Origin of the sequence: Sphingomonas sp. Mn802worker, from assembly GCF_000382485.1 — a bacterium.
Taxonomy (GTDB): domain Bacteria; phylum Pseudomonadota; class Alphaproteobacteria; order Sphingomonadales; family Sphingomonadaceae; genus Sphingomonas.
Window position 1 is genome coordinate 1 of the sequence record NZ_AORY01000020.1, and the last position, 24723, is coordinate 24723.

21 protein-coding genes and 1 pseudogene are annotated in these 24723 nt (G+C 61.4%); 15 read left to right on the top strand and 7 right to left on the bottom strand.

Features of this window, described 5'->3' with window-relative positions:
• Positions 1-86 precede the first annotated feature (86 nt).
• Positions 87-989 (top strand): tyrosine-type recombinase/integrase, encoded by a 903-nt coding sequence (locus SMN802W_RS0115425; RefSeq protein ID WP_238560230.1) that lies wholly within the window; start codon positions 87-89, stop codon positions 987-989.
• Between the two features lie 711 nt (positions 990-1700).
• Here SMN802W_RS0115425 and SMN802W_RS0115430 read toward each other — a convergent pair.
• Positions 1701-2633, bottom strand: coding sequence for a restriction endonuclease (locus SMN802W_RS0115430; protein WP_238560227.1), 933 nt, complete (start codon positions 2631-2633; stop codon positions 1701-1703).
• A 356-nt stretch (positions 2634-2989) separates the two neighbouring features.
• Here SMN802W_RS0115430 and SMN802W_RS0115435 point away from each other — a divergent pair, with 356 nt between their 5' ends.
• From SMN802W_RS0115435 to SMN802W_RS18010, 4 genes and pseudogenes are all read left to right on the top strand, one after another.
• Positions 2990-5536 carry a type I restriction endonuclease subunit R gene (locus tag SMN802W_RS0115435; protein ID WP_019517818.1) on the top strand — a complete coding sequence of 849 codons (2547 nt, stop codon included), beginning with the start codon at positions 2990-2992 and terminating at the stop codon, positions 5534-5536.
• Positions 5537-5551: 15 nt separating this feature from the next.
• Positions 5552-6946 (top strand): restriction endonuclease subunit S, encoded by a 1395-nt coding sequence (locus SMN802W_RS0115440; protein ID WP_019517819.1) that lies wholly within the window; start codon positions 5552-5554, stop codon positions 6944-6946.
• The gene (locus tag SMN802W_RS0115445) at positions 6943-8418 is read left to right on the top strand and encodes a class I SAM-dependent DNA methyltransferase (RefSeq protein ID WP_019517820.1); all 1476 of its coding nucleotides are present in this window, start codon (positions 6943-6945) and stop codon (positions 8416-8418) included. Before SMN802W_RS0115440 ends, SMN802W_RS0115445 begins: the two co-directional genes overlap by 4 nt.
• Before the next feature lie 396 nt (positions 8419-8814).
• A pseudogene (locus tag SMN802W_RS18010) lies at positions 8815-8946 on the top strand (S-adenosylmethionine:tRNA ribosyltransferase-isomerase); the annotation flags it as partial.
• 485 nt (positions 8947-9431) lie between these two features.
• Here the strand turns inward: SMN802W_RS18010 and SMN802W_RS0115460 are convergent.
• Complete coding sequence (locus SMN802W_RS0115460; RefSeq protein ID WP_019517822.1) at positions 9432-9896, bottom strand: toll/interleukin-1 receptor domain-containing protein; 465 nt, start codon at positions 9894-9896, stop codon at positions 9432-9434.
• Between the two features lie 699 nt (positions 9897-10595).
• Here SMN802W_RS0115460 and SMN802W_RS0115465 point away from each other — a divergent pair.
• Positions 10596-10949 (top strand): helix-turn-helix domain-containing protein, encoded by a 354-nt coding sequence (locus tag SMN802W_RS0115465; protein WP_019517824.1) that lies wholly within the window; start codon positions 10596-10598, stop codon positions 10947-10949.
• 202 nt (positions 10950-11151) lie between these two features.
• Entirely contained in the window at positions 11152-11514 is a 363-nt protein-coding gene (locus SMN802W_RS18775) for an ImmA/IrrE family metallo-endopeptidase (protein ID WP_238560228.1), read from the top strand.
• A gap of 85 nt (positions 11515-11599) precedes the next feature.
• On the opposite strand, the gene SMN802W_RS17340 is transcribed toward SMN802W_RS18775, so the two are convergent.
• Genes SMN802W_RS17340 through hsdR form a run of 4 tightly spaced genes read right to left on the bottom strand, consistent with a single transcriptional unit; the run spans position 11600 to position 18125 of the window.
• Complete coding sequence (locus SMN802W_RS17340) at positions 11600-12724, bottom strand: SIR2 family NAD-dependent protein deacylase (protein WP_019517826.1); 1125 nt, start codon at positions 12722-12724, stop codon at positions 11600-11602.
• 3 nt (positions 12725-12727) lie between these two features.
• Complete coding sequence (locus tag SMN802W_RS18020) at positions 12728-14302, bottom strand: restriction endonuclease subunit S (protein WP_083925829.1); 1575 nt, start codon at positions 14300-14302, stop codon at positions 12728-12730.
• Positions 14299-15780, bottom strand: a complete 1482-nt coding sequence (locus SMN802W_RS0115485) for a type I restriction-modification system subunit M (protein ID WP_026326200.1) — start codon at positions 15778-15780, stop codon at positions 14299-14301. Before SMN802W_RS0115485 ends, SMN802W_RS18020 begins: the two co-directional genes overlap by 4 nt.
• A complete protein-coding gene (hsdR, locus tag SMN802W_RS0115490; protein ID WP_019517829.1) occupies positions 15777-18125 on the bottom strand; it encodes an EcoAI/FtnUII family type I restriction enzme subunit R in 2349 nt (782 codons plus the stop codon). Before hsdR ends, SMN802W_RS0115485 begins: the two co-directional genes overlap by 4 nt.
• Before the next feature lie 592 nt (positions 18126-18717).
• Here hsdR and SMN802W_RS18025 point away from each other — a divergent pair.
• The 4 genes from SMN802W_RS18025 to SMN802W_RS0115510 all read left to right on the top strand — a co-directional run bounded on the left by SMN802W_RS18025 (position 18718) and on the right by SMN802W_RS0115510 (position 20550).
• The gene (locus SMN802W_RS18025) at positions 18718-19290 is read left to right on the top strand and encodes a DUF805 domain-containing protein (protein ID WP_238560229.1); all 573 of its coding nucleotides are present in this window, start codon (positions 18718-18720) and stop codon (positions 19288-19290) included.
• Positions 19290-19556: a hypothetical protein gene (locus tag SMN802W_RS0115500; protein ID WP_019517831.1), complete on the top strand. Its 267-nt coding sequence runs from the start codon at positions 19290-19292 to the stop codon at positions 19554-19556. The genes SMN802W_RS18025 and SMN802W_RS0115500 overlap by 1 nt, the downstream gene beginning before the upstream one ends.
• A gap of 85 nt (positions 19557-19641) precedes the next feature.
• On the top strand, positions 19642-20055 hold the full coding sequence (locus SMN802W_RS0115505) for a hypothetical protein (RefSeq protein WP_019517832.1): 414 nt from the start codon (positions 19642-19644) through the stop codon (positions 20053-20055).
• 126 nt (positions 20056-20181) lie between these two features.
• On the top strand, positions 20182-20550 hold the full coding sequence (locus tag SMN802W_RS0115510; protein WP_019517833.1) for a hypothetical protein: 369 nt from the start codon (positions 20182-20184) through the stop codon (positions 20548-20550).
• A 20-nt stretch (positions 20551-20570) separates the two neighbouring features.
• On the opposite strand, the gene SMN802W_RS18030 is transcribed toward SMN802W_RS0115510, so the two are convergent.
• Positions 20571-21044, bottom strand: coding sequence for a helix-turn-helix domain-containing protein (locus SMN802W_RS18030; RefSeq protein WP_162140023.1), 474 nt, complete (start codon positions 21042-21044; stop codon positions 20571-20573).
• Between the two features lie 325 nt (positions 21045-21369).
• Here SMN802W_RS18030 and SMN802W_RS18425 point away from each other — a divergent pair, with 325 nt between their 5' ends.
• The 4 genes from SMN802W_RS18425 to SMN802W_RS0115530 all read left to right on the top strand — a co-directional run bounded on the left by SMN802W_RS18425 (position 21370) and on the right by SMN802W_RS0115530 (position 24594).
• Positions 21370-21756: a hypothetical protein gene (locus SMN802W_RS18425; RefSeq protein WP_156818933.1), complete on the top strand. Its 387-nt coding sequence runs from the start codon at positions 21370-21372 to the stop codon at positions 21754-21756.
• A gap of 249 nt (positions 21757-22005) precedes the next feature.
• Entirely contained in the window at positions 22006-22371 is a 366-nt protein-coding gene (locus SMN802W_RS17350) for a hypothetical protein (protein WP_019517836.1), read from the top strand.
• Positions 22372-22531: 160 nt separating this feature from the next.
• Positions 22532-22918, top strand: a complete 387-nt coding sequence (locus SMN802W_RS0115525; protein ID WP_019517837.1) for a hypothetical protein — start codon at positions 22532-22534, stop codon at positions 22916-22918.
• 182 nt (positions 22919-23100) lie between these two features.
• Positions 23101-24594 carry an AAA family ATPase gene (locus tag SMN802W_RS0115530; RefSeq protein ID WP_019517838.1) on the top strand — a complete coding sequence of 498 codons (1494 nt, stop codon included), beginning with the start codon at positions 23101-23103 and terminating at the stop codon, positions 24592-24594.
• Positions 24595-24723 lie beyond the last annotated feature (129 nt).

Here is a 24723-nt window from a genome sequence, read left to right on the forward strand (position 1 = left end):
AGCGTCAGCACAAGATCGGTGCGTATGGCGACATCACCTTTGCCCAGGCCAAGAAGGCAGCGCAACGGTACCGGTCCGAGGTGGTGATGGGCGGCGATCCAGGCGCCGCCAAAGCAGAAGCCAGAGCGGTACCGCACTATTCTGACCTCGCCGCCATGCACATGGCCGACGCCAAGCTGCACCAACGCGCTTTCGGTACCACCGAGATGTACATGCGCCGCCACATCGTGCCGCGCTGGGGCAAGGTGCGGCTCACCGACATCGACAGCCGTGAGGTAGCGCAGTGGCTCGCTTCCAAGCGCAACGAGGGGCTGGCTCCTGCGACCGTGCTCAAGATCAAAATGATCTTTGCGCGATCCTTCGAGCTCGGCCGCAAGTGGGCGATTGCCGGCTGTGATCGAAATCCTGTGCGCGTGGTCGAGACCAAGCCGGTCAACAATGCGCGCGAGCGCTTCCTGACCGCCGAGGAGGCAGCACGATTACGCGAGGCGGCGTCGGCGTCGAAGAACAAGCAGCTGCGTCCGATTGTTGACTTGTTGCTGCTCACCGGCTGCCGCGTCGGCGAATTGCTGAAGGCGCGATGGGAACACGTCGACCTCGAACGCCGGGTCTGGTTCATTCCGACCAGCAAGACCGGCAAGCCGCGTCACGTGCCGCTCTCGTCTGCGGCGCTCGACGTGATCGGTAAGCTGCCCCGCTTCGACAACTGCCCGTGGCTGATTCCCAACCCCGGCACGAAGAAGCCATTCGTGCAGCTGAAGAACCCGTGGAAGACGGCACGAGAGGCTGCCAATCTGCCCGACCTGCGCATCCACGACCTGCGCCACTCGGCGGCGTCGTTCATGGTCAACAGTGGGGTCGACCTGTTCGCGGTGGGTAAGGTGCTGGGGCACGCGAACGTCGCCAGCACGGCGCGCTACAGCCACCTCGCCAACGACACGCTGCTCGCCGCCGTCGAGGCCGGCGCGAAGAAGCAGGCGGCCGCCTGACCCCTCCCCCACCCCGCGCGCTAGCCCCTAAAGGCTGGTTCGCGGGGCGCCTTTAAATGTTTGATCCGTTCCGATGGCAAAATGTGAATCACTTAACGCCCAGTGTTAACCCAGTCATTAAGCACTTTAACTGACCATCGTGGGCTTCTCCCAAGTACAGTAGTAGGTTGGGGAAACGGCTTCATACCCACAAAGTCATCAGCTCTGCCCATCATCGCGCTTACTGATCCAACATATGATGGGGATGAACCTGAGCGCAAACGCTCAAGAGTAGAACGCGAAATGCCAAGCTTCTCACATATTGCATCAATCCCAAGCAGGGTATCTTTTGAGCCAAAATCAAACGACATTAACATATTCCTTCATACGGCGGGCTGATGTACGATGACGCCTCCTGAGGCAAAATGCGGTATCAGCGGAGAGGTGTCAATCCCGGTGCGATACCTGCATGGTGGTCAGCAGCGGAGCCAACCCGTTTGCCGTCGGCAAGGTGCTGGGGCACGCCGACGTCGCCAGCACGGCGCGGTACAGCCACCTCGCAAATGCCACGCTGCTCGCCACCGTAGAAGCTGGTGCCGCAAAGCGGGCTCAGGATGCCCGATCAACTCACCCGCCCCGCGCGCTGGCCTCACGGCTGGTTCGCGGGGCGGTTACCTATTTCTTTTTTGCTTCGGGCTTGGAAGATTGCCCACTCACCAGCCCACATCGCCATCACTCCTGCGGCGAGCCGATCGGATTAGGCACGTACGAGCGGGTGAGCGGCAACAACATCTGATAGCGCGGCTCGAACTTTTCGTAGTGCGCGTAGATCATCTCGATCAGCGCCTCGCCGTCGATGAGCCGCAGGTTCGGCTTGGTGCGCTCGAACGTACGCGCGTCGGCGCTGAAGCCGCCAAGCGTCACGAACAGTCCGTGCTCGCCGCGCTCGATCGCCCCGTGCAGCTGCTGCACCTCCGGGCGTCCGATCGTTGAGAGCACCTGTTTGCACTGCACCTTGATGATCGGAGGCTCGAACCCGAGTTCATCGCGGTGCGCGATGATGTCAACGCCGCCGTCGCCCGAGGCCTGCGTCACGCGCGAGAAGTAGCCCATGCACTTCAGCAGGTGCGCGACGAAGTGCTCGAACTGGTAAGCCGTCTGCCCGCCCTTCAGGCGTTTGATGATGAAGTCTTCGGTCGACTCCTGCACCTGGGCGGCGGCGCGCTCGGCGCTGACCTCGTCGATCTCCGCCGCCTCGAAGGCCTCACCCCGGAGCGCCGCCAGGAACTCCTCCGCGTTGGAGCTGACCCGGAACAGCGTCAGCGCCGAGCCGATCTCGTTGAGCGCCGGCTGAGAGAACGACGTACGCGGCACCGAGCGCCGCCACTGCACCGCGCGCGCGTTGTGGCAGTCATCCGGCAGCGCAGGGTCGACCCGGTACTCGCCCGCGACGACGCCAATGTTGACCATTCGGTCTTCCTTCGACGGGTACACGACCACGTCGCCCGCCTTCATCTCGCGCACGAAGCGGAACAACACCCCCGCGGACACGGCGACGTTCCCTGCTTTGGCGTCGGGGTATGTTGCCGAGTAGGCCGCCTTGAAGGCCTCGCGGGTCGGGGCGAGCTTTGACAGGTCTCCCACGTCGTTCCAGCCGAGCGCCACGTAGCCCTGCGATATGGGTGCGACGCCGTGCTCGCGAGCCATGTGGATGCCCCAGATCACCTGCTCTGCCACTTTGCCGATGCTCCCAAACTGTCTCAAGCTCACTTCACACAAACAAGCTTGATCTCGCCGCCTTGCCACAAGCTCAGATCGTGTCCCATAGAGCTTCAGTGAACGCCACACCTGAAGCCGCTGCTCGCAGGATAATCGATAGTCAGCTCGAAGCAGCAGGCTGGATTATTCAAGATCGTGCGTCGATGAACCGCTTGGCGTCACTAGGAGTAGCAGTTCGCGAGTATCCTTTGACTTCGGGACCGTGTGACTACCTTCTACTCGTAGGCGGTAAGGCATGCGGGGTGATCGAGGCTAAGCCGGCAGGAACCACGCTGTCTGGCGTCGCCGAACAGGCGCGCGGGTATCAGCCGCAGGCAGGACAGGCGCTGGCGCGTTGGACTGACCCGCTGCGCTTCGACTATCAGGCGTCCGGGACCGAAATCCTGTTCTCCGACCGGCTTGACCCGCTCCACCGTTCACGACGCGTGTTCGCGTTCCATCGGCCCGAGATGCTGCACGACTGGCTGAAGGCAGGATCATCGCTGCGGGCCCGCCTCGCCGATATGCCCCCGCTCGTCACCGATGGTCTGCGTGACTGCCAAGTTGAAGCGATCAATGGGCTTGAGGCGTCACTTGCCAGCGACCGGCCGCGCGCGTTCGTGCGGATGGCGACGGGCGCGGGCAAGACCTTCACTGCTGCGACGCTCGCCTATCGGCTGCTCGCCCATGCCGACGCGCGGCGCATCCTGTTTCTGGTCGATCGCAACAACTTGGGGCGGCAGACCCTCAAGGAGTTTCAAACCTATCGGCCACCGGGCACCGGCCGGCTGTTCACCGAGCTGTATAACGTCCAGCGCCTGGGTGCGGCTGGCCTCGACCCGCCGGCTAAAGTCGTCATCTCGACCATCCAGCGCGTCTTCGCCCAGCTGACCGGCACCGAGCTCTCGGAGGAGGACGAAGAGGCCAGCGACTTCGAGCGCGGCTGGACCCCGCCGCCGAAGACCGTCAGTTACAGCGCGACGATGCCGCCGGAAATGTTTGACATCGTCGTAGTCGACGAATGCCACCGCTCGATCTATGGCAGCTGGCGCCAGCTGCTCGACTATTTCGACGCGCAGGTCATCGGCCTGACGGCGACGCCCACGGTGCAGACCGCGGCCTTCTTCGACGAGAACCTCGTCGCCGACTATCCGTACGAGAAGTCGGTGGCGGACGGCGTCAACGTGCCGTTCGAGATCTTCCGCATCCGCACCCAGATCGGCGAGCATGGTGGCCGGGTCGAGAAGGGCTACACCGTCCCCGTCCGCGATCGTCACACCCGCGCGCAGACCTATCGCCTGCTCGACGACGACCTCACTTATTCGCCGCAGGACCTCGATCGCAGCGTCATCGCTCGCAACCAGATCCGCACCGTGCTGGAGACGTACCGCGACACGCTGTTCACCGAGCTGTTCCCCGGCCGTAGCGAGGTGCCGAAGACGCTGATCTTCGCCAAGGACGACAACCATGCCGAGGAGATCGTCGAGATCGCCCGCGAGGTTTTCGACCAGGGCAATGATTTCGCCAAGAAGATCACCTACAAGGTCGGCGCGAAATATGCCGAGACGGTGATCGCCGAGTTCCGCAACGCCTATAACCCGCGCATCGCCGTCACCGTCGATATGATCGCCACCGGCACCGACGTGAAGGCGATCGAGGCGCTGATCTTCCTGCGCGACGTCCGCTCGGCGGTGTATTTCGAGCAGATGCGCGGGCGCGGCGTGCGGACGATCGATACCGCGACGCTCGCCACGATCACGCCGGGGGCGGGCGTGAAAGACCGGTTCGTGCTGGTCGACGCGGTTGGCGTCACCGACAGCTTGAAGACGCAGGCGATCCCGCTGGAGCGCGAACATGGCATAGCGTTCGAAAAGCTGCTGGAGCAGGTCGCCAGCGGTCGCAGCGACGAGGACGCGGTATCCACGCTCGCCGGGCGGCTGGCGCGGCTCGACCGCAAGCTGGACGATGCGGCAAAGGCGAAGATCGAGGCGGTTGCGGGTAGACCACTGGCCGCGCTCGCCGGTGAACTGATCGACGCGATCGACGCTGACAAAATCGAGGCCGACGCTCGCCAGCGCTACGGCGCCACCGCCACCGATGCCGAGATCGAGGCCGTCGCCGCTGACCGGCGCGAGGCGGCGCTCACCGCCTACAACGATCCCGCGCTTCGCCGCGTGCTGATCGAGTTGAAGAAGGCGTCCGAGGTGGTCATCGACGACATCAGCCGCGACTTCGTCGTGTCGTCTGCCTGGGACGAGGGGCAGGCGACGACGATGACGACGGACTTCAGCCGCTTCCTCGACGAGCACCGCGACGAGCTGATCGCGTTGCGCATCCTCTACGGCCTGCCCGCCGCGTCGAAGCGGCTGACCTATGCCAGCCTGGAGGAGCTGCGCGACGCAATGATGCGCCCGCCGTGGCTGCTCGAGCCGCTGGCGCTGTGGAGCGCCTATCGCCGGCTGAATGCCGAGAAGGTGCGCGCCAACCCGGCAAAGACGCTGACCGACATCGTCGCTCTGGTCCGCTTCGCAACAGGCGGCGCCGACACGCTGGCGCCGCTATCGTCAGATATGGCGGGCCGGTTCAACCTGTGGCTGGGCCGAGAGCAGCGCGCCGGGCGCAGCTACACGCAGGACCAGCTCGGCTGGCTGGAGGCGATCCGCGACTATCTGGCCGCCAACATCGAGGTGACGACGGCCGACATCCAGGACCAGTTCGAACGCCGCGGCGGCATCATCGGCGCTCGCCGGGCTTTCGGCCCGGGGCTCGACACGTTACTCGACGAGCTTCAGGACGCGCTGGTGGCGTAGTTAGGGGCGCGTGGGATGCCGAAGAAGGTTGCGGCGGCGGGGCCGATCGAAGGGCCTTGGGCGTTGCCGGAGGGGTGGCGCTGGGAGCGGCTGGGCAACGTGGCGGATCGAATCGCCGACAAGCACAAGCCCGATCCCACGTCTGTTCTTCCCTTCGTGGGAATGGATGCGATCGCCCCTCGCTCAATGGTCGTCAGTGCCACGCAGCCGTTCGGCCAGTTGCGCAGCGCTGGGGCCGCCTTCAAGAAAGGCGATGTTTTATATGGTCGTCTCCGGCCCTACCTGAACAAGGTTTGGCATGCGAACTACGCGGGTGCATGCTCCGGCGAGTTCATTGTTATCCGGCCGTCGGCCGATGTAGACGCACAGTATCTAACCGTCCTGTTGCATAGTGATGCCTTCGTCGAGTTCGCTTCGCATGCCGTTACTGGCGACCGGCCGCGCATCGACTTTAATACCATGGCCGCCTTTCCGGTGCCCCTTCCACCTATCGACATTCAGGGCGGCATCATCGCTCGCGTCGGTGAGCTTTTCGCCGAGATCGACGATGGCGATGCAGCGCTGGCCCGCGCGCGCGATGATCTAGCGACGTGGCGCAAGGCGCTGCTCAAGGCCGCCGTCACCGGCGAACTAACCGCCGACTGGCGCGCCGCCAATCGTCACAAGGAAACCGGCGCCGATCTACTCACCCGCATCCTAGCCAACCGCCGTTCTCAGTGGGCGATCGAACCGTCGAACAGAGGGAAGCGATACAAGGAACCAGAGGCGGTAAGCGCCGCTGGCCTACCAAATATACCGGATAGCTGGGTGTGGACGAATGTCGATTCCATACTGGTGGGTGGAATTCAGAATGGCCTCTATCTTCCCCAATCGGCATATGGCGATGGACATCCCATTTTGCGGATCGATGACTTCCAGTCAGGGACAGCTCGCCCTTCAGCTGAACTGCGCCTGGTCAGCACCGACATCGAGACAACACAAACGTACGCACTCAAAGCGGGTGACCTGGTCGTAAATCGTGTGAACAGTATGACGCACTTGGCCAAATCATTTCTCGTCCGTGACCATCACGTCCCCGCGCTCTTCGAGAGCAATATGATGCGAATGAAGCCATCGGAGATGCTCGATCTCGACTACTTCGAATATTATATATCGTCAGATATTGGCCGCTCGAGACTATGCCGGAACGCGAAAGCAGCAGTAAATCAAGCAAGCGTCAATCAGACGGACGTTAAGACGACACCTATACCGCTCCCCTCACGCGAAGAGCAGAACGTCATCGCGACGAGGGTTGAGAGCCTCATGGCCGAGGCGGAAGCTGGGGCTGACAACCTGATCGCGATGAGTGCTCATTCCGTCACCCTCCGCCAATCCATTCTCGCCGCCGCCTTCCGTGGAGAACTCGCATGAACGAACAGGCGCTGGTCGCGAAGGTGTGGAACTACGCGCACGTCCTGCGCGACGACGGCGTGTCCTATGGCGACTATCTCGGCCAGATCAGCTTCCTGCTATTCCTCAAGATGGACAAGGAGCGGACCGACGCGCTGGGCGAGGCGTCCGCGCTGCCCGCCGACGCCAACTGGGACACGCTGGCGGGCCGCGCCGGCGAGGATCTGGAACGGACCTATCGCCATATCCTCGACACGCTGTCGAAGCGCACCGACATCGTCGGCACGCTGTTCCTGAAGGCCGAGAACAAGATCGGCGATCCCGCCAAGCTCCAGCGGCTGGTGACGCTGATCGGCGCCGAGACGTGGATGGGCCTGAACGTCGACGTGAAGGGCACGATCTACGAGGGGCTGCTGGAGCGCAACGCGGGCGAGGTGAAGTCCGGTGCCGGCCAGTATTTCACGCCGCGCCCGCTGATCGAGGTCATCACCCAGCTCGTCGATCCCGAGCCGAACGACACCGTGCATGATCCAGCGGTCGGCACCGGCGGCTTCCTGCTCGCTGCCTACGAACACATGAAGGCCAAGCCGGCAGCCAAAGATCGGCGAGTCGCCACCGCGCTGCGCACTGACAAGCTGTCGGGCACCGACATCGTCGCCGAGGTGGTGCGGCTGTGCGCAATGAACCTGTACCTGCACGGCATCGGCGGCGCGACGTCCCCGGTCACGCAGAAGGACGCGCTGCTTGATCGCGGCGACAAGGCCTTCGACGTCATCCTAACCAACCCGCCCTTCGGCAAGCGCCAGTCGTTCCGCATCGTCCGCGAGGACGGCGGCATCGACAGCGAGCGGCAGGATTACGTCCGCGACGACTTCACCGTCACCACGGGCAACAAGCAGCTCAACTTCCTCCAGCACATCATGTCGATCCTGAAGGTCGGCGGCAGCGCCGCCGTCGTCATGCCAGACAACGTGCTGTTCGAGGGCGGCGCGGGCGAGACGCTGCGCAAGCGGCTGCTCAAGGAGTTTGAATTTCACACGCTGCTGCGGCTGCCGACCGGCATCTTCTACAGTCAGGGGGTGAAGGCCAACGTCCTGTTCTTCGACCGCGGTACCCCCGGCACCGGCGTCGCGACGAAAGACCTTTGGGTGTACGACCTGCGCACCAACCAGCGCTTCACCCTACGGGAGCGCCCGCTGAAGCGCTCGGACCTTGATGATTTCGTCGCCTGCTACGGCTCGAAATACGGCCGCCGTGAGCGGCAGGAGACCGAACGCTTCCACCGCTACGGCTATGACGAGCTGGTCAAGCGCGACAAGCTCAACCTGGACCTGTTCTGGCTGAAGGACGCCAGCGCCACCGACCCGGACACGCTGCCCCCACCCGCCGAAATCGCCGCCGAGATCGTCGACAGCCTGGAGACCGCGCTCGAAAAGTTTCGGCTGGTCGCGGCGAAGCTCGGCGCTAAGGACTCGATCGATGCCGTGCCGTGACGGTTTCGCAGGTATGGCGCAGGTCGCTTTTCGCGCGTTTCCCACGCCGAAGCGCTTTCACTAGGAAGCGGCTAATCGAGGGGCTCGGCTAAACCTGGGTGGTCAGTGGGTGATGCTGGAAAACTACCCGCAAATCACACCTAACATGCTATTATAATTTGTTTTTATGCGACGTCACACAGGCCTTCGTAATGCGGGGGTCACAGGTTCGAGTCCTGTAAGCGGCACCACCTTCTTTATGGCACTTCCACTAGGAAAACGGCGGCTATCCTGCTGGAGGGGCGCAGGCCAGGGTGGCCTGGCTGGGTTCTGCCTGGGGCGCTCTGGGCAGGAAAAATCGGCCGGACCCACGCTATCCCTTTTCTGCAGGCTTCCATGCGCTTGGTGAGCGCAGGCCCACGTCCGGCACTGTTCATGCTGGTCTCGGCGTTGATGGGGCTTGACAAGATGAGGGCGGCTTACGCCCATGCGATAGCAAGCGGCTATCGTTTCTACTCTTACGGCGACGCCTCCCTCTTACTTCCGTAGCGTACTCTTGGTAGGATGGCGGGAGGTGCCCTTCTATTCGTGCTTTCAACAAGGGCCCGTCGGCCTACCGTCTCCAGCAGGACTTATCGTGGCAACAGCGGTTGATCCGATTTACGCCGCTTTCGACCGCGTAACTTAGCGGCACCCAGCCGGAAGGCCGCAAACCTTAATGGCCTCGAAACAGGGCTTTTCATGCTGGTCTCGTCGCTGATGGGTCTCGAGCGGATGAAGGCGGCTTACGCCTATGCCATTGCGAATGACTACTGTTTCTAATCCTACGGTGACGCGTCGCTGCTCTTTCCGTAACTGCCTAACGGTGGGTAGAAGGTGGGAGCTTATGAGCGCGACTCACGCGAACCTCGCATCCGTAATGAGAAGGGCGATCTCGCTGCGTCGGTAGCGTTTGCCTTCCGAGCGAACGTTCGCGTGGATTACACCTAGGCCGCTTTGTCAGGACTGCTGGACCGGGCGCGCATTCATCGCTGCTATGCAGCGACGAGTTCTGCAATCTTGGCGGCGACTTGCGCCATTGACTCCTCGGCGGTGCTCAGACCGGCGCGGGATGCCAGCAACAGACTGACCTGCTCCAACTCATCGTAGGTCGTACCATGCACAACCGGAACAAGCCGCTCCCGCCGCAGGAGAGCTGAAAGCTCTTTGTCTGCAACTCCTTCCGCTGGAAGACGCCGCAGCATAGCCGGCGTCACCAAAACGATGCCGACGCGCGAATTCACCAAGCCCTTGTCGATTGCCCGCATCATCGGCACTCCAAGACCCAGGTCTTTCTCGCTAAACCATACGCGGACGCCGCGCGCTTCCAGCAGATCATGCAGTTCTTTGGCGGAGCCCTGCCGGTCGTCCCAAGCGTGACATAGGAATACGTCCCGCAGCTCGGGCCGAGACAACGCCAAACTCTCGACGTTCTCGCGAACGGGCGTAAGCGCCTGCACCTGTTCCGGCGTGTAAAAGATGGCGGAGCCGGCGCCCGACCAGCGCGGCTTGACGGTGCGGCGCCCCGACCCGCCCCCGAGACTTATCGAACTGCTGGGGGATGGGGAGTATGACGAGGACGAGTACGATGGTCGGTAACTGTTAAAGCCGCCATATCCACGACCATAGCGACTACCACACGCCGGGCAGTCGGCTGCCGCAGCGGCCGATCGGTGTCCTCTCACTGGCGCTGTACAACCCACCATGTCGTTCACCCTTACTAATCATTGGTACAAGCGAGGCGACGCTGTGTGTTCGACAGCGCCGCCTCAGATTTACTTCTCGTGCGTGGTGGTGCCTGGACTGCGCTTCCCGTGCGCCGCCGTCACGAAGCGGCCGGATGACGCGCTGCGATAGGAGCCGCCTGTACTCCCGCTCCTGCCGCTGGCCTCGTGCACCGTCGTACCCGGGCTACGCTGCCCGTGCGCGGTCGTGACATACCGACCCGAGATTGCACTCCGGTAGGAACCACCACTCTTTCCTTTGCTCATGTGCCACTTCCTTCGCTGTGCCCGAACCACGCCCCGCTTGACTCTCACGCGTACAAATGATTCGAACGTTTCAGACGTAAGGCAGTTTCAGCCGTGAGGCGACTTGTCTTACCCGTGAAACAGTAATGGTGCGCCGAGGTTGAGTCAATCGCCGGTGTTGGAGAAACTATGACGCTTCCTATCGAGGAGCTGGGACGGCTGATTGCGAGGAAGCGGGGCGCGAGGGGCATTCGGGCCGCCGCCGCAGAAGCGGATGTCAGCCCCGCTACTCTGTCCAGAGTTGAGAACGGCAACCTGCCCGATCTTGCCACATTTGCGAAAATCTGCCGATGGCTCGACGTCGATCCCGCGCGCTTCCTCGGTGTTCAGCGCGATACGTCGTCCGCCGTGCCAGACCGCGCGGTGGCCCATTTCCGAAAGAAGCCAACAGTCTCGAAGGAAACAGCAACGTCTCTTGGCGCGCTGATCCTCGCCGCTCAGCGCGCGAGGCAAGCCCGCGCGGACTTGGAGCGCGGCGAGTAGGATGCGGCGCGGGTTCAAGGCGGATGCCGAGCGTAGATCAGTAGCTGCGAGAGAGCGTCTTGGGCTTCAACCCACTGACAAACTGTGCCCGTGGGAGTATGCGGACGCACTCGGCGCGATGGTGTTTGCTGCCGACGAGCTCGAGCTAGACCCCGTACATGCGAGGCAGCTGTTGCAACGAGATCCCGACAGTTGGTCAGGCATGACGCTGTACGAGGAGGGAACGCACGTGGTGGTTCTCAACTCGGCACATCCTCGAACACGGCAGACAGCGACCTTGATGCACGAGATCGCTCATATCGAACTTGAACACGTGCCCGCCGACGTGTCCGTCTCACCAAGCGGACTGGTGTTACTCTCGGACTACTCGGCTGATCAGGAGGAAGAGGCAGATTGGCTCGGCGCTGCCCTTCTCCTGCCTGAGCCAGCCCTATTGGACGGGCGTGGCCGCGGGCTGACGACGGCGGCGATCGCGCGCGATTACGGTGTTAGCGAAGCTCTTTGCCAGTGGCGTTGCCGGATGACGGGGGTTGAGAAGCGATTAGCCTTTCGTGGGCGAGCCTAGTGGAAGCTGCTTGCCGCTTCGAAGACACGACTCTGTGTCAGCTAGTGCCACTGTTCCGCCGTTACATCTGCCGCACTACCCGCGTTTAACGGCGAAACAGCATCTCGTTGCGCGCAAGTCGCAGAATTTCTTCGATGAACTCGAACGTGTTCGCAGGGAACCAGATCGGTGTGACGCCGATGCGCAGCAGCGCCGCATTGCGGACGATCAGTGCCTCCTCATCGCCCGGCAGTTGCTCGATAGCGAAGTGCTGCGGGAGGTCTGCCGATTCAGCGAGAGCGCGGTTCATGATCGCCTCGAACACCTGAACCGTTCGGTCCTGATTGAGGCTGCACCCCAAGAACAGCAGGCTAGAGTTGCGGAAATAATAGTCGAGCGCCTGCGGGATCGGCAGGCTTGGGTTGAAGGTGCCCTCGCCATAGGCGATGGCATATTGGTTGCGGCTGAGGATGCAGCCGCCAGGCGCGGCAATGTCGCCGTGCAGCTTCAGGATCGTCACGCTTTCGGCATCGGGCGTTGTGAGGACCGTGGCAGGCGTCAACACCTGCACCGGTCGCCCGCCGCCGACGTCGAAGGCCTGTTCGAGCAGACGGTCATAGTTGGTGGTGATGAGCGTGTCGGAAAACAGCTCGGCAATCAGATAATCGGCAGGCGGGATGGTGCCGTTGCGAGCGAAGGCGTCGCGCAACTCCTGCCTGAAGACTGGCTGCCCGAGCCTGTCTTCAATGGCGTGAACGATGCCCTCATACTCACCAGCGGCAAGCATTGCCTCGACGTCGTCGAGCGGCAAACCGGCGGTGCGCCCCTGCTGGCGCAGATGGTCCTTCCATGTTGGGAAGCCTCCCGGCTGCGATAGCCCCGCGCCGACAAAGGGCACGACATTGGCGAGCGCGATCTGATCGCAAAGCTGATCGAAACGGGTGGCATTGCGGTCGGCCCAGTGTGCGTCAGTGCATAACTCGATAAGGGCTTCGCGGCTTAACCACTGGGTTCGCTGTCGCTGTCGCCATCCCTCGAACGCAACCCCATATTCCCTGCGGTCGCCAACGAAGAACGCCTTGCTGGGGTTGGCCAGCCCAGCAACCTTCGCCGCCTCGCGCGCCCCAACACCTTCGGCACCATCAAACCAGTCGTTGAAGTCGCGATAGTCGCTGTATTTGTGGTGGCGATCTTCCTCACACCAAGTCAGCGGGGCGGGCACGATGGCCATAATTCAGGCAGCTACGCGTTCGACGATGGCGTCGGCAAGGCACATTTGGGTTTGCCCCGCTTTGCCAATCTGCGCTCTGATATCTTCGCACAGGGCTAGGAGTTCATCGACCTTGGCCACAATACGTTCTTGTTCGGCTGCGGGAGGAATGGGCAGCGCTATGGTTTTCAATTTTCCGGCCTTGATCCCGCGGGCAGTCATTCCTGTTGCAACTTCGTCGATCACTCGCTGCATTGATCTGCTCATGATTGCGATGGCCAAAAATCTCGTGTTTGCCTCACCGTAAGGCTGCAAACAGATTGCCCGTTGAGCGATGGCGAACGGTTCTTCGATATCGTTAAGGCAAATGTTGCCCAACGGTGCTTCGGTTGTGAAAAAAAGGTCTCCGACCTTGGGGAAGCCTCTCGTCATCCATGATTTGTAAGTTGCCAGGCTCACAAACTCTCTTGGCTCGCGGTTCAGGTAGCCCATGCGAATATTCTTCGCAGTTATCAGCGGAATCCCATCTTCGGTCTTCGGGGGAGTGTTGCCCCTGTAGTCAATGAAGAGGAAGACATTCTCGAACGACTGAATGGCCCAATGCAGGGGCAGCGGGAAAGGGGGCTGGGCGGGAGCCTCGGCTGTCTTAACTCGTCGGTCACCGCCCTGTTCAAGCTTCTCCTGTTTTGCGCCTTGCCAACTCGCGATCAAGTCCGCCGCTGGCCTGTCACTGTCATCTTGCCCAACCAATTTCCCCCGCACCGCCAATTCTAGAACGGTTTGCTTGAGGGCATCGACGCTGGCTTCGGTGATGAAGAGGGTGTCGAAATGGGCTTCGAGGCGGGACCAGTTGGCGGCGAGGTCGACTGCGTCAACGCTGTTGACGAGGGTGGCGAGCAGGGCTTCGACCAGCGTCTGATGCGCAGCGAGCGCCGCCGCGCTCTCCCCCTCCAGCGCATCGCACAGCGCCATCAACTCATCCACCTTCGCCACAATCTGCTGCTGTTCCTTGAGGGATGGAACACGGATCGTGACTGCGTTCAGCTCGGATTTTCCAATAACGCCTTGAGCCGACCCGCGAGCATCTCGCCGCAGTCTAAGCGTATATGGCATTAGAGCGTAGTAAAGGTATCGTGTATATAACGAAGACTTAGGTCGAACTGCAGCGACACTTCGCCCGATGGCACAGTCTATTGCAAGGTTTAGCTTTCCGATTGTGGCACCCACCACGCAAATCAGGACGTCTCCGGCTTGTGCCATTTTCAACGGTTTGGTCGTCCACTCCCGCACTTCAGGATAAAACGGCCCAAATTCGCCCGTTTTGACGAACGCAGTCCCGACTCCTGTGGTGTTGCAGGCGCTACCGGGGGGTGCTTGACCCATAACCAAATCAACGTGCTTGCCGAGCGGCTCAGGCGCTGCATTGGGATTTCCTTCGAGGCGACCGGCAGCAGCCAAATCAAAGATCAGCGCACGCAACCGCTCGACGCCATAAAGGCTCATGCGCTTGCCGCCGCCCCGTCCCGCTCCATTCTTGCGTTCGGTGGCGGCAGTCCAGATGTCGAGATGGTCGCTGACCAGTGCGGCAACCTTGCTCATGCGTCGGCCCGTTCGCCGCCAGCTAGCGCCTCGGCAAGGATCGCCTTGAGCCGGTCGCGCAAACCCTGAATCTCACCCTGTTGCGCCGCATACTGGGCCAGCAACTCATCCGGGTCATGGCTTTCCCGGTCAGGCGTGTGCGGGTTCTTGCGATCGAGGTTGAAGCCGGACGCTTCCACGTCCTCGGCACTAACACGCCATGCCTGTTCGGTCTCACCGCGCGCCTTGAAGCCGTCCGCCTCATCTCCCCACCAGCCGCGCTCCGCCGCGAACTCCTCAAACTGCATCGGGCGGGACTTGTTGTAGTTGGTTACGCCCGGCGGATAGGGATGCTCGTAGAACCATATGTGCTTCGTGGGCGTGCCCTTGGTGAAGAACAGCAGGTTGGTCTTGATGCCGGTGTAGGGGTTGAACACGCCATTGGGCAGGCGGACAATGGTGTGGAGGTTGCACTCCTCCAGCAGTGTGCGCTTAAGCGTGGTCTTCACGCCTTCACCGAACAGGAAGCCATCGGGCAGCACCACGCCCGCGCGCCCACCGACGCGCAACAGCTTGATAATCAGCGCCATGAACAGGTCAGCGGTTTCCCGTGTGCGCAGATGGGCGGGGAAATTGCTCTCGATCCCGTCCTGCTCCATGCCGCCAAAGGGCGGGTTGGTAGCGATCACCGGCACACGGTCCCGGTCGCCATAGTCGCGATAAGGCTTTTCCAGCGTGTTGCCGTGGCGGATTCCCTCGGGCGTGTCGATGCCGTGCAGGATCATGTTGGTGACGCACAGCATATGCGGCAACGCCTTCTTCTCGACCCCGCGTAGGCTGGCAACCAGTGTTGTCTCGTCCTCGGGCGATTTCACGAACGGGCGTTTGTAGTCGATGGTGCAGGCGAGAAAGCCGCCAGTGCCGCAGGCCGGATCGAACACCACTTCATCAAGCTTGGGTGCCAGGCGGTCGATCATGAAACGGGTGACGGCGCGCGGGGTGTAGAACTCGCCCGCGTTCCCAGCGCTTTGCAGGTCTTTCAATATCTGTTCGTAGATCGCGCCGAAGGTGTGCCGGTCCTGCGTGTTGTTGAAGTCAATCTCGTTAATCTTGTTAATTACCTGCCGCATCAGCGTGCCAGATTTCATGTAGTTGTAAGTATCCTCGAACACGTCGCGGATGACCTGGGCGCGTTTGCCGACCTCGGCGATGGTGGGCAGGCTATTTTTCAGGGTAAAAAACAGCTCATCAGTGAACTTTACCAAGCCGTCGCCGGTGATGCCCTCCCGGTCCTTGGCCCAATTGCGCCAGCGGTATTTCTCCGGTATAGGAGAGCGAAAGTCGGCCTCGGTCAGCTCAAGCTCTTCCTCGCGGTCGTCATAAATTTTGAGGAATATCATCCAGACCATCTGGCTGATTCGCTGGGCATCGCCATCGACGCCGACATCCTTGCGCATGATGTCCTGAATGGACTTCACCGCGCCTGAAACATTACTCATTCGTTTGCTGCCTGTTCGTAGATTTGGGCTTCAAGGTCGGTCAGCGCGGCGTCGTATGCCGCCTTGCCGCCGAACGCGCCCTTAATGATTTCGAGGGGGGTGCCGATGGCGTCGAACGGCCGCAAGCGCAGCACCTTCGTGTCCTCGATAGTCTCAATGCCCTCGTCGGCATACTTTTCGAGCAATGCTTCCAGCACCGCCCGCGCTTGCTCGCCGTACTTGGCAAAATAGTTGCGCTTGCGTACCTTCTCCGCGCGCTCGCGGCGCGTGAGCGGCGGCCGGTCGTAGGCGATATGGGCGAGAAGATCGAAGTCGCTCACATCCTTGCCGACCTCGGCTTGCAGATTGGCAAGGACGATACCGTGTTCCTCAAGCTCGGCGATGATGGCCTGCTTGCGGTCGCTAGCATTCCACTTCGCGATGAACTCATCCAGCGAGCGATATTCGGACAGTACCGCCTTCTTCGCAAACTCGCGATAGCTTTCGGTGATAAGTTTACCGTCGCTGCCGACATATTTGATTTGCTCGGCGATAATCCGGACGGGGACACCCGACACGACCAGCTTCGTGGCGCCGGTGTCATCGTCGTCATCATCGTCATCATCGGGCTCCCCATCATCGGAAGCAGGCGGGACTGGCGGGTCGTCGTCTCCCGGTTCATAGATGACCACCGGCTCTCCATCAAAATCGGGATCGCTGAAAAGCTCAGTCGCCTTCTTAAAGTCCATGATGGTGAAAAAGTATTTATTATGATCTTCATCGATGCGAGTGCCTCGCCCGATAATTTGCTTGAACATCGTCATGGATGTGATCGTGCGGTCAAGTACGATCAGCTTGCAGGTCTTGGCATCGACACCAGTGCTTAAAAGCTGTGAGGTGGTGGCGATGACCGGAAACGGCTGTTCCGGGTCAATGAAGTTGTCGAGCTGTGCCTTGCCCTCGATGCTGTCTCCCGTGATCCGCATGACGTAGCGCGGATTATCGCGCGCGATTTTACCAGCCGCGTTGACGATGGCGGCGCGCATCCGTTCGGCGTGGTCGATATCCTCGCAGAAGATGATCGTTTTCGACATCAGGTCAGTAGCGTTGAGGAAGCGCATAACACGCTCGGCGACCAGCTTGGTGCGCTGATTGAGGACAAGCACCCTGTCCATGTCCATTCGGTTGTATTCGCGCTGTTCAATCTCCTTACCGAGGTCGTCTTTCATGCCCGCTGGCGGGGTCCAACCTAGCAAATCCTTGTCGATGTCGATGCGGATGACCTTGTAGGGCGCGAGGAAGCCGTCTTCGATGCCCTGTTTCAGGCTGTAGGTGTAAGCCGGATCGCCGAAATAGGTCATGTTGGAGACGTATTCGGTTTCCTTCGGCGTGGCGGTCATGCCGATCTGGATGGCACCTTCGAAATAATTGAGAATCTCGCGCCACGCGCTGTCTTCTGCCGCGCTCCCCCGATGGCACTCATCGACCACAATCAGGTCGAAGAAGTCGCGCGAGACGGACTTGAAGATTTTGTCGCTTTCCCCTGGCCCGGTAAGCGCCTGATACAGTCCGAGGTGGATTTCGTAGGCCGGGTCAATCTTGCGGTTGCGCACCTTGGTCATGTGCTGGCCAAAGGGCTTGAAGTCATTGACCAGCGTTTGATCGACGAGGATGTTGCGATCAGCGAGGAACAGCACACGCTTCGCCTGTCCCGCTTTCCAGAGCCGCCAGATGATCTGGAACGTGGTGTAAGTTTTTCCGGTACCCGTGGCCATCACCAGCAAGACGCGACGTTCCGCCCTAGCTATAGCTTCGATGGTCCGATTAATCGCGTCAATTTGATAGTAGCGCGGTTCCTTGCCCGAACCGTCCGCGTGGTAAGGCTGCTTTACAAGCGCCTCTTGCTCGGGCGTGATTCCGTGAAATCGGCAGTAGCGGAGATAAAGCTCCCGAGGCGGCAGAAAGCCATCGAGGGCCAACGCGGTCTCGGTATCTTCGCCCTCAAGTGCTGCGCGGTTGTGCTGTGCAAAGCCATCGCCGTTGGAGCTAAAAGCCGTCGGAAGCTCCAAAATTTGGGCATAGCCTAACGCCTGTTGCAAGCCATCGCTAACACCATGCTTGTTGTCCTTTGCCTCGACAATCGCGACAGGAAGGCCAGGCTGCCAAGAAAGGACGTAATCAGCGAACTTGCGTTTTTTCTTGTTCCGCGATGACAGATTCCCGCGAACTATAACCGGACCGGGCGTGAGCGTTACCTCGCGCCTGACTTGCCGCAATTGATCCCAGCCCACGTTGACGATTGCGGGAGTGATGAACAGGTCGCAAACATCGCTTTCGCTGAGTTTCTGCTTCTCAACCCGATCCATAGCGATTTCTCCGCCCCACAGCCGAACGCGACAAGGAAGTCGCAGAATTGATAGCTTCTAGCCGGCTGTCTACAGGCAGAACGGGCACGCGCAAATTCAACCATCTTATATGAAGGCGACGACAACCTTCGAACCGCTCGCCGCAAACGGCTATTGCGATCCGCCCACCAGCCTTCCATGATCGTCGCGCCTCCTGTGAAAGCCAGGAGGCGGGGCGTAGGAACCTCTTTCAGAGAACTCGGTCGCGGACGCAAGTCTGGGGCCGGGTGGCATGCGCGCATGTCCAGTCGGCTTCGGCCGATAAAGGCGCATGCGCCTGCTCTCTGATCAGGTTCCTAACATCCGGCTTCGGCCGCCGCTCCCGAGAGGTACATAGGGGCGGCACGAGGGTCTGAGCCGAAGGTCGCTCCCGACAGAGGAGCGACGACACCAATGCGGCATCCACAGCAACGTCGGCGCGAGCACTCGCCCCGGCGCGATGCCGCGCGTCCACGCAACAGGAGGAAACACCCATGCACCTGAACCTACAAGCGGCCTGCACACGTGCGGGTCGCGACCACCACGCTCGTCCTCGTTACGCGGGAGGGGTCCAGTGATCGACCAGGAGACACTCTCCAGCATCGAGAACCTTCACCGGATGAAGGCCGACGGCATCATCACGGAAGCCGAGTTCGAGCAGGCCAAGCAGAAGCTGCTGTTCGGTCCCGCTCAGACCCGCCCCGCTGCTGCAACGGCGGCGGCGCCCATCACCGGCCAGCCGGTACCCACACCAGCACAGGCGGACCAGTTCGGCTGGATCGTGCTGCCGCTGAAGCGCTACGGCGACTTCTCCGGCCGCTCGTCCCGGCGCGAGTTCTGGATGTTCCAGCTCGTCTACCTAGCACTCGGCGTCGTGTTCATGTTCGCGCTGTTGGACAACTCAGGTCCGTTCGGCACGTCCAGCGGCCTCGCCAAGGCGCTGATCGTGCTGTGCGTCTGCGCGCTGCTGGTGCTCGTCGTGCCGCTGATCGCGGTGCAGGTCCGGCGCTTCCACGACCAGGACAAGTCGGGGCTGCTCGTGCTGCTCAACCTCGTGCCGTACGTCGGTGCGCTGGTCGTGTACGTCATGATGGCGCTGCCGGGCACCAGCGGCGCCAACCGCTTCGGCTCCGACCCGCTCGGCTGATGGTACAGATCATCCTAGCCCTGCTCGCGATCGCCGCCGCCATCTACGCGGTGAAGGTCGCGGTCCTGCTCATCGTCCTGATCGGGCTGATCTTCCGCACCAGGACGACGGTCAGCATCCTGATGATGCTGGGCGCGTGGGCACTACTCGGCCGCTACCCGGTCGCCGGCATCGCACTGACCGCGCTGGTCGCCTTCGTAACGATCAAGCGTGCGCTCGCCAGCAACGGCGGCGGCGACAACCTACCAGACAAGCCGTCCGACTGACCACCACCCACTACCCGGACCACCAACCCACCAAAGCCCTCGGCCTCACCGCCGGGGGCTTTTCTCGTTTCAGGAGACAAGACCCATGCTCACCATCGACACCGACGCCCGGCTCGCCCGCGCGCTCGACCAGCCGCTCGCCGCCGCCGTCCACCACCTGCTCGCACTCAGGCGCGATCAGCTCGGCAGCATCGAGGGCGCCGCCGCCTTCCACCTCGTGGAGGTTGGCGACACGCTCACGGACGTGGAGGCCGCTCTAGGCTTCCCGATCGCCACCGACTTGGTGGAGGGCACCAGCTACACCGACCCAGACTTCGTGCCCTCCTGGGAGAGCGCGGAGCTGCACTCGGGCGGCGTGTACGAGATCGTCTACGTCCTCACCGACGACGGCTACGCGCACGTGCTGCTCGTGCCCGACCGCGACGACACCGACCGCGCGCTCAGGTCGCTCCTTCGCGATTACGTCGACCAAGCCGAAGGCGCCGTTCCAGCCCCTTAGCCGTCCCCGCCGCCACGCTCTCGAAGCGGAAACGGCGGAAAACCTCACCCCCTCACGCACCTCGCAACCGCAGCGCCCCGGCATACCCGCCACGGGCGCTTTTCTCATGCCAGAAGGACAAGACCCATGCTCCACCTGAGCGACCGAGCCGCGATCACCGCCGCGCTCGCCTCCGACATCGACCCTGCCTTGCGCGACCTGCTGGCCACGCGCGCCGCCGCCCTAGTCACCGATGACTACGACCTAACCGACTGCACCGAGTTCCTCATCATCGAGGAGGGCGACACCGAGGCCGACATCGTCGCGGCTGTCGGCTTCTCGCCACTGATTGACCCCATCGATGGATACCGCTTTGGCGAACCCAACTTCCAGCCCTGGTGGGATTGGAGATTAGATCACGGCATTTGGATCGAGCTAGCTTTCAGCTTTGGTGGAGACCATGGAATACATTTACTCATATGTAAAGCTTCATCTTTTCCGCACTTTATTTGCTAATCACACACATAACTCATCGACTAATCGACCGAGTGAATAACCATAGCAGTGGTTCCGTCTGCGTTTACCCTATACCCTATGATACTTTCATTGGCCTCCTTTTTGTAGTCTCTTCCCACTTTGGACCATAGCCTTTCAAGGTGAGGTCTTCTCATAGCACGATTAAGGTATCGCATGGCCATGTCGATGTCGTTGATTATTCCAACCGCATCGGGTGTTACCGCCAGAAATCCTCGTGTTTTGAATATGGTCACACCAAAATAGCGCTCAGCTGCCTTCACCCTCTTTCTCAGCGTAGACTCGTCAACACCTAAGCGCTGCGCTGCTTCTGCAAACGAACTTGCTTGGGAAGAGGCAAGGCACGCTTCAAAAAATGATATTCTACAGTCTCTCAGAAACACGTAGCTTTGGCCGGGATGTATAGCTTGCAGAGGAGTTTCCACACCTTCCCCAGGCAGGACTTGCTCTACAACGGATACCGACTTCCCCGGCATTACCATACCTCCTCTGGCACGAGCGAATCGCGAACTTAGCGACTTATCGATTCAATCGATTGTATCCGGAAATTTGTTCCGGGTCGGCTGATTGGCTACCGGAATTTTCTTCCAAGAATCATCAGAACGATCCGTTTCTCGAGACACAACCGTTGCAGTAAAAGAATCCAGCTCGATCGGGGTATTTCTTCGACCAAGGCGACCAGGGTTCTGCGTTGAATCAGTCTCTGCGCCGCCATCTCAAACTACTCGTCGAGCAATAACAACAGACAGCCTCGACGTTTTCAGCGTTGCGGCTGTCAACGGCACTTTTGAGGAAAAGAACATGCGTTTATTAGACAAGCCGGGCCTTATCCGAGGAGAAGCTATCATCGATTGTGTTTTCAGCGGCAACCAAACACCCGAAAATTTCGAATTAGCTGACATCGTTGGCCTTGTTGCGGCTTACATCAACCTTCGTGAGCCCACTCAAGAAATGTTCAAGATCATGCATAAGCGTGTGGGTGTTGGCCTCGCCCGCGACATGGAACGAGTTTTCCACATGTTCGATGAACTTGATGGACGTAGTTTGTGGTCGCAAGGTCCCGATATCGCGGACGTTCAGTTCACCCACCGGAAGCTGCACAAACATTATCCCGGTTTCGAGAGGGGCACCCAAGCCATCCTGAACCGAGAGCGCGATCAGCGCCTTGACGAGAGCTCTCCTTTCTAGGTCGGGTATCCACCACGATGACGGGCAGCCTTCCCTTCCGAACGACCTCTTAGAAGCCAGCTAACCCGTTCACTTAGTAGAGCGTGCCCTAAGCCCCCTGCGGGAACGCCCTGAAACCTCCATCGCCGAGCTGAAGCCGATGCGCGAGCAGTACCTGCGCGTCGCTGCATTCGTGCGCCTGGAGAACACCGCTGCCGCCGTTTCGGACCACCCGAGCGGCGGCGGCATCTACCTTCTTGGAGAACAGAAATGACCATGCGACCCTACACCAACGACGAGCTACTCAAGGGCATCGGCGCCTTCGAGCACGCGATGAACGCTCAGACCGATGTACCGGGCTTTCGCAAGCGGACCTCGCCAGCCACCGCCATCGGCATTCTCGCCTCCATGATGCGCAGCGGCCTGTCGGCGACCAAGATCGACCAGGTCATCGACAGCGAGTTCGCCACCGACGCGGCCCTCCTGCGCAAGGTGCTGGCCATGTACGAAGGCAACAACTGGGCCATGGACATGTGGCACCTCCAGCCCAGCGGCCAGTACAAGGTCTGCACCGACCTGTGCAGCGCGGTCGAACCCAGCTGGCGCTACGTCCCCAACATCAGCCTGGTGGACTGATCCTTATTGATGCCGACCTGACGAGATCGCCTGAGGCCAGCAACTTCACGCACTCGCACCTTCAATCCTAGCACTCCCAAGATTGGATTCGGCCGCTGCCCAGATCAAAGCGGTCAACCCTCAACACCGACCCGTTCAGCCGCAAAAGGAATACTAAGCTATGGCATATGTGAAGATCGATTTGGACTTGCTCGACCAAGGCAAAGAAGCTTTCAGCGACTTTGTCCGTGCTGCAATCTACGGCGTAGAAGCGCAGGCAGGTGATGCGGAGGACAAACCGCGTCCTGGCTTACCGTCCTTACCCGGCGCAGCGATCGCCTGTTTCGACAGCGGCCTCTTGAACAAAGAGGCATCCGCTCGCGCAATCGCTCAGGCCACCCAGTGCAGTCGGCCGACCGTGGACGCATTCCTCGCAGAGTTCCTGGGTCAGAGCGACGACACGGAGACGTACGACGAAGCTAGCGGGTACCTTCTTGAGCAGAACCTGTTCTCCACTTCGGCAACGATCAGTGCGGAGAATGGAACGCTCCTGATACAGCAGTCGTGATCACCGCAGCCATCACCGACAATCCAGCGCCGGTCTGACAGCATCGAACCGGCATAGCACTAATCCTAAGCCGCACGCGCATCCCGCCGTCGGCTCAACCCAACACAGACCTGGTCACCCAGGGTTCGCGAGCCGTGCTCGCGGGCCGCTGGACAGCCGCGTCTCGATACCGAGAAACGAACATGGACAACAACGAACACACTGCCCAGGCACCGACACCTACCGATAGCGCGATCGCGGCTGGCGGCGACGACAACCCGGCGGCTGCCGATCGCTGGTCAACCCTCGGCTTCACGCGCGTGGACGGCGGCGGCTACCTGACACCTGCTGATCTGGTCGTCTTCGAGATCAGCGACGCCGCCGCCCGTGCCGCCATGGTGCAGACGCTGATGCACATGGGCGAGCCACCACGCCTCAACGTCAAGGTGGGTGCAGGCGAGCAGACCTTCTTCCGCCTCTCCGATCCCGATCTCGCCGCGACGCTGAAGCGGAGCGTGCCAGCGGGTGTCCATGTCCGCACCGGCGGCGACACCATCCGGCTGCCCGACACAGCCGCATGGGCGACGCCAGCCAGCTTCCCCGCTACTGCCGCCGACCTGTCAGCGATCACGGCGGTGGAGGTCAGCCGTATCGCCAAGGCGGAAATGCCGACGGCGCAGCCGCTGATCGAGCGGACACCACTCACGAACATGAGCCTGCGCGGCCTGTCCGCCGAGTTCCGCGCGCGTGCGGTGGAAGCGAAGCCACTCCTCGCCGACCTCTGCTTCAGCGGGCAGGTCACGACGTGGTACGCCGCACCCAACACCGGCAAGACGCTGATTACGCTCAACCTGCTCGTCGACGCGGTCAGGGAGGGCCGCGTGACCGGCGGCAACGTCTACTACATCAACGCCGACGACGGCAGCGACGGCATCGCCACCAAGATGGAGATCCTCGATCCCTTGGACGTGCACACGCTGGTGCCTGGCTTCCACGGGTTCAACGCGGCCGAGCTCGCCGACAAGCTCACCAAGATGGGCGTGCGCGAGCAGTCCAGGGGCGTGTTCGTCATCATCGACACCACCAAGAAGTTCGCGTCGCTGATGGACAAACGCGAGGCGACCGCCTTCGGCACCGCGTGTCGGCAGGTGGCGATGAACGGCGGCGCAGTGCTCAACCTAGCTCACACGACCAAGAACCCGAACGCGGACGGCACCCCGCGCTACTCGGGCACCACCGACTTCCTCGAAGACGCGGATGCGGCCTACACCATCGCCAAGGTGGACAGCGGCGGCGAGGCGGGCGAACGCGTGGTCGAGTTCAAGTGCTTCAAGCAGCGCGGTCCCAACGCCGAGACGGCGGCCTACGCCTACGATGCCGCACCGGACACCTCCTACCTTGCCCGGCTCGCTTCGGTGCGACCCGTTGATCGCGACACGCTCGATCAGTTCAAGCGCGTCGAGGCCGAGCGGGCCGACGCCGAGGTGATCGAGATCGTGCGCGAGTGCATCGCGGAGGGTCACAACTCCAAGATGGTGCTCGGCAAGGAGGCCGCGAAGCGTGCGGGTGTGAGCACGCGGCAAGCCTTCCGATTAGTGGAACGCTACACCGGCACCGATCCAGCCCAGCACCGCTGGAGCTTCAGCGTCGGCGATCGCGGCATCCACCGCTTCGAGCTGCTGCCGCTCGCCGCCTAAGCCCGCCCCGGCGTCACCGGTCGGGCAGCGTCGCAGGTTCGCAGCTTTTCAGTTTTTCAGCGTTGCGGGTGCCCCCGCCCCGCCCCGCCCCCGGTGCAGCGCTGCAGAACTGCGAAACTGCAGAACTGA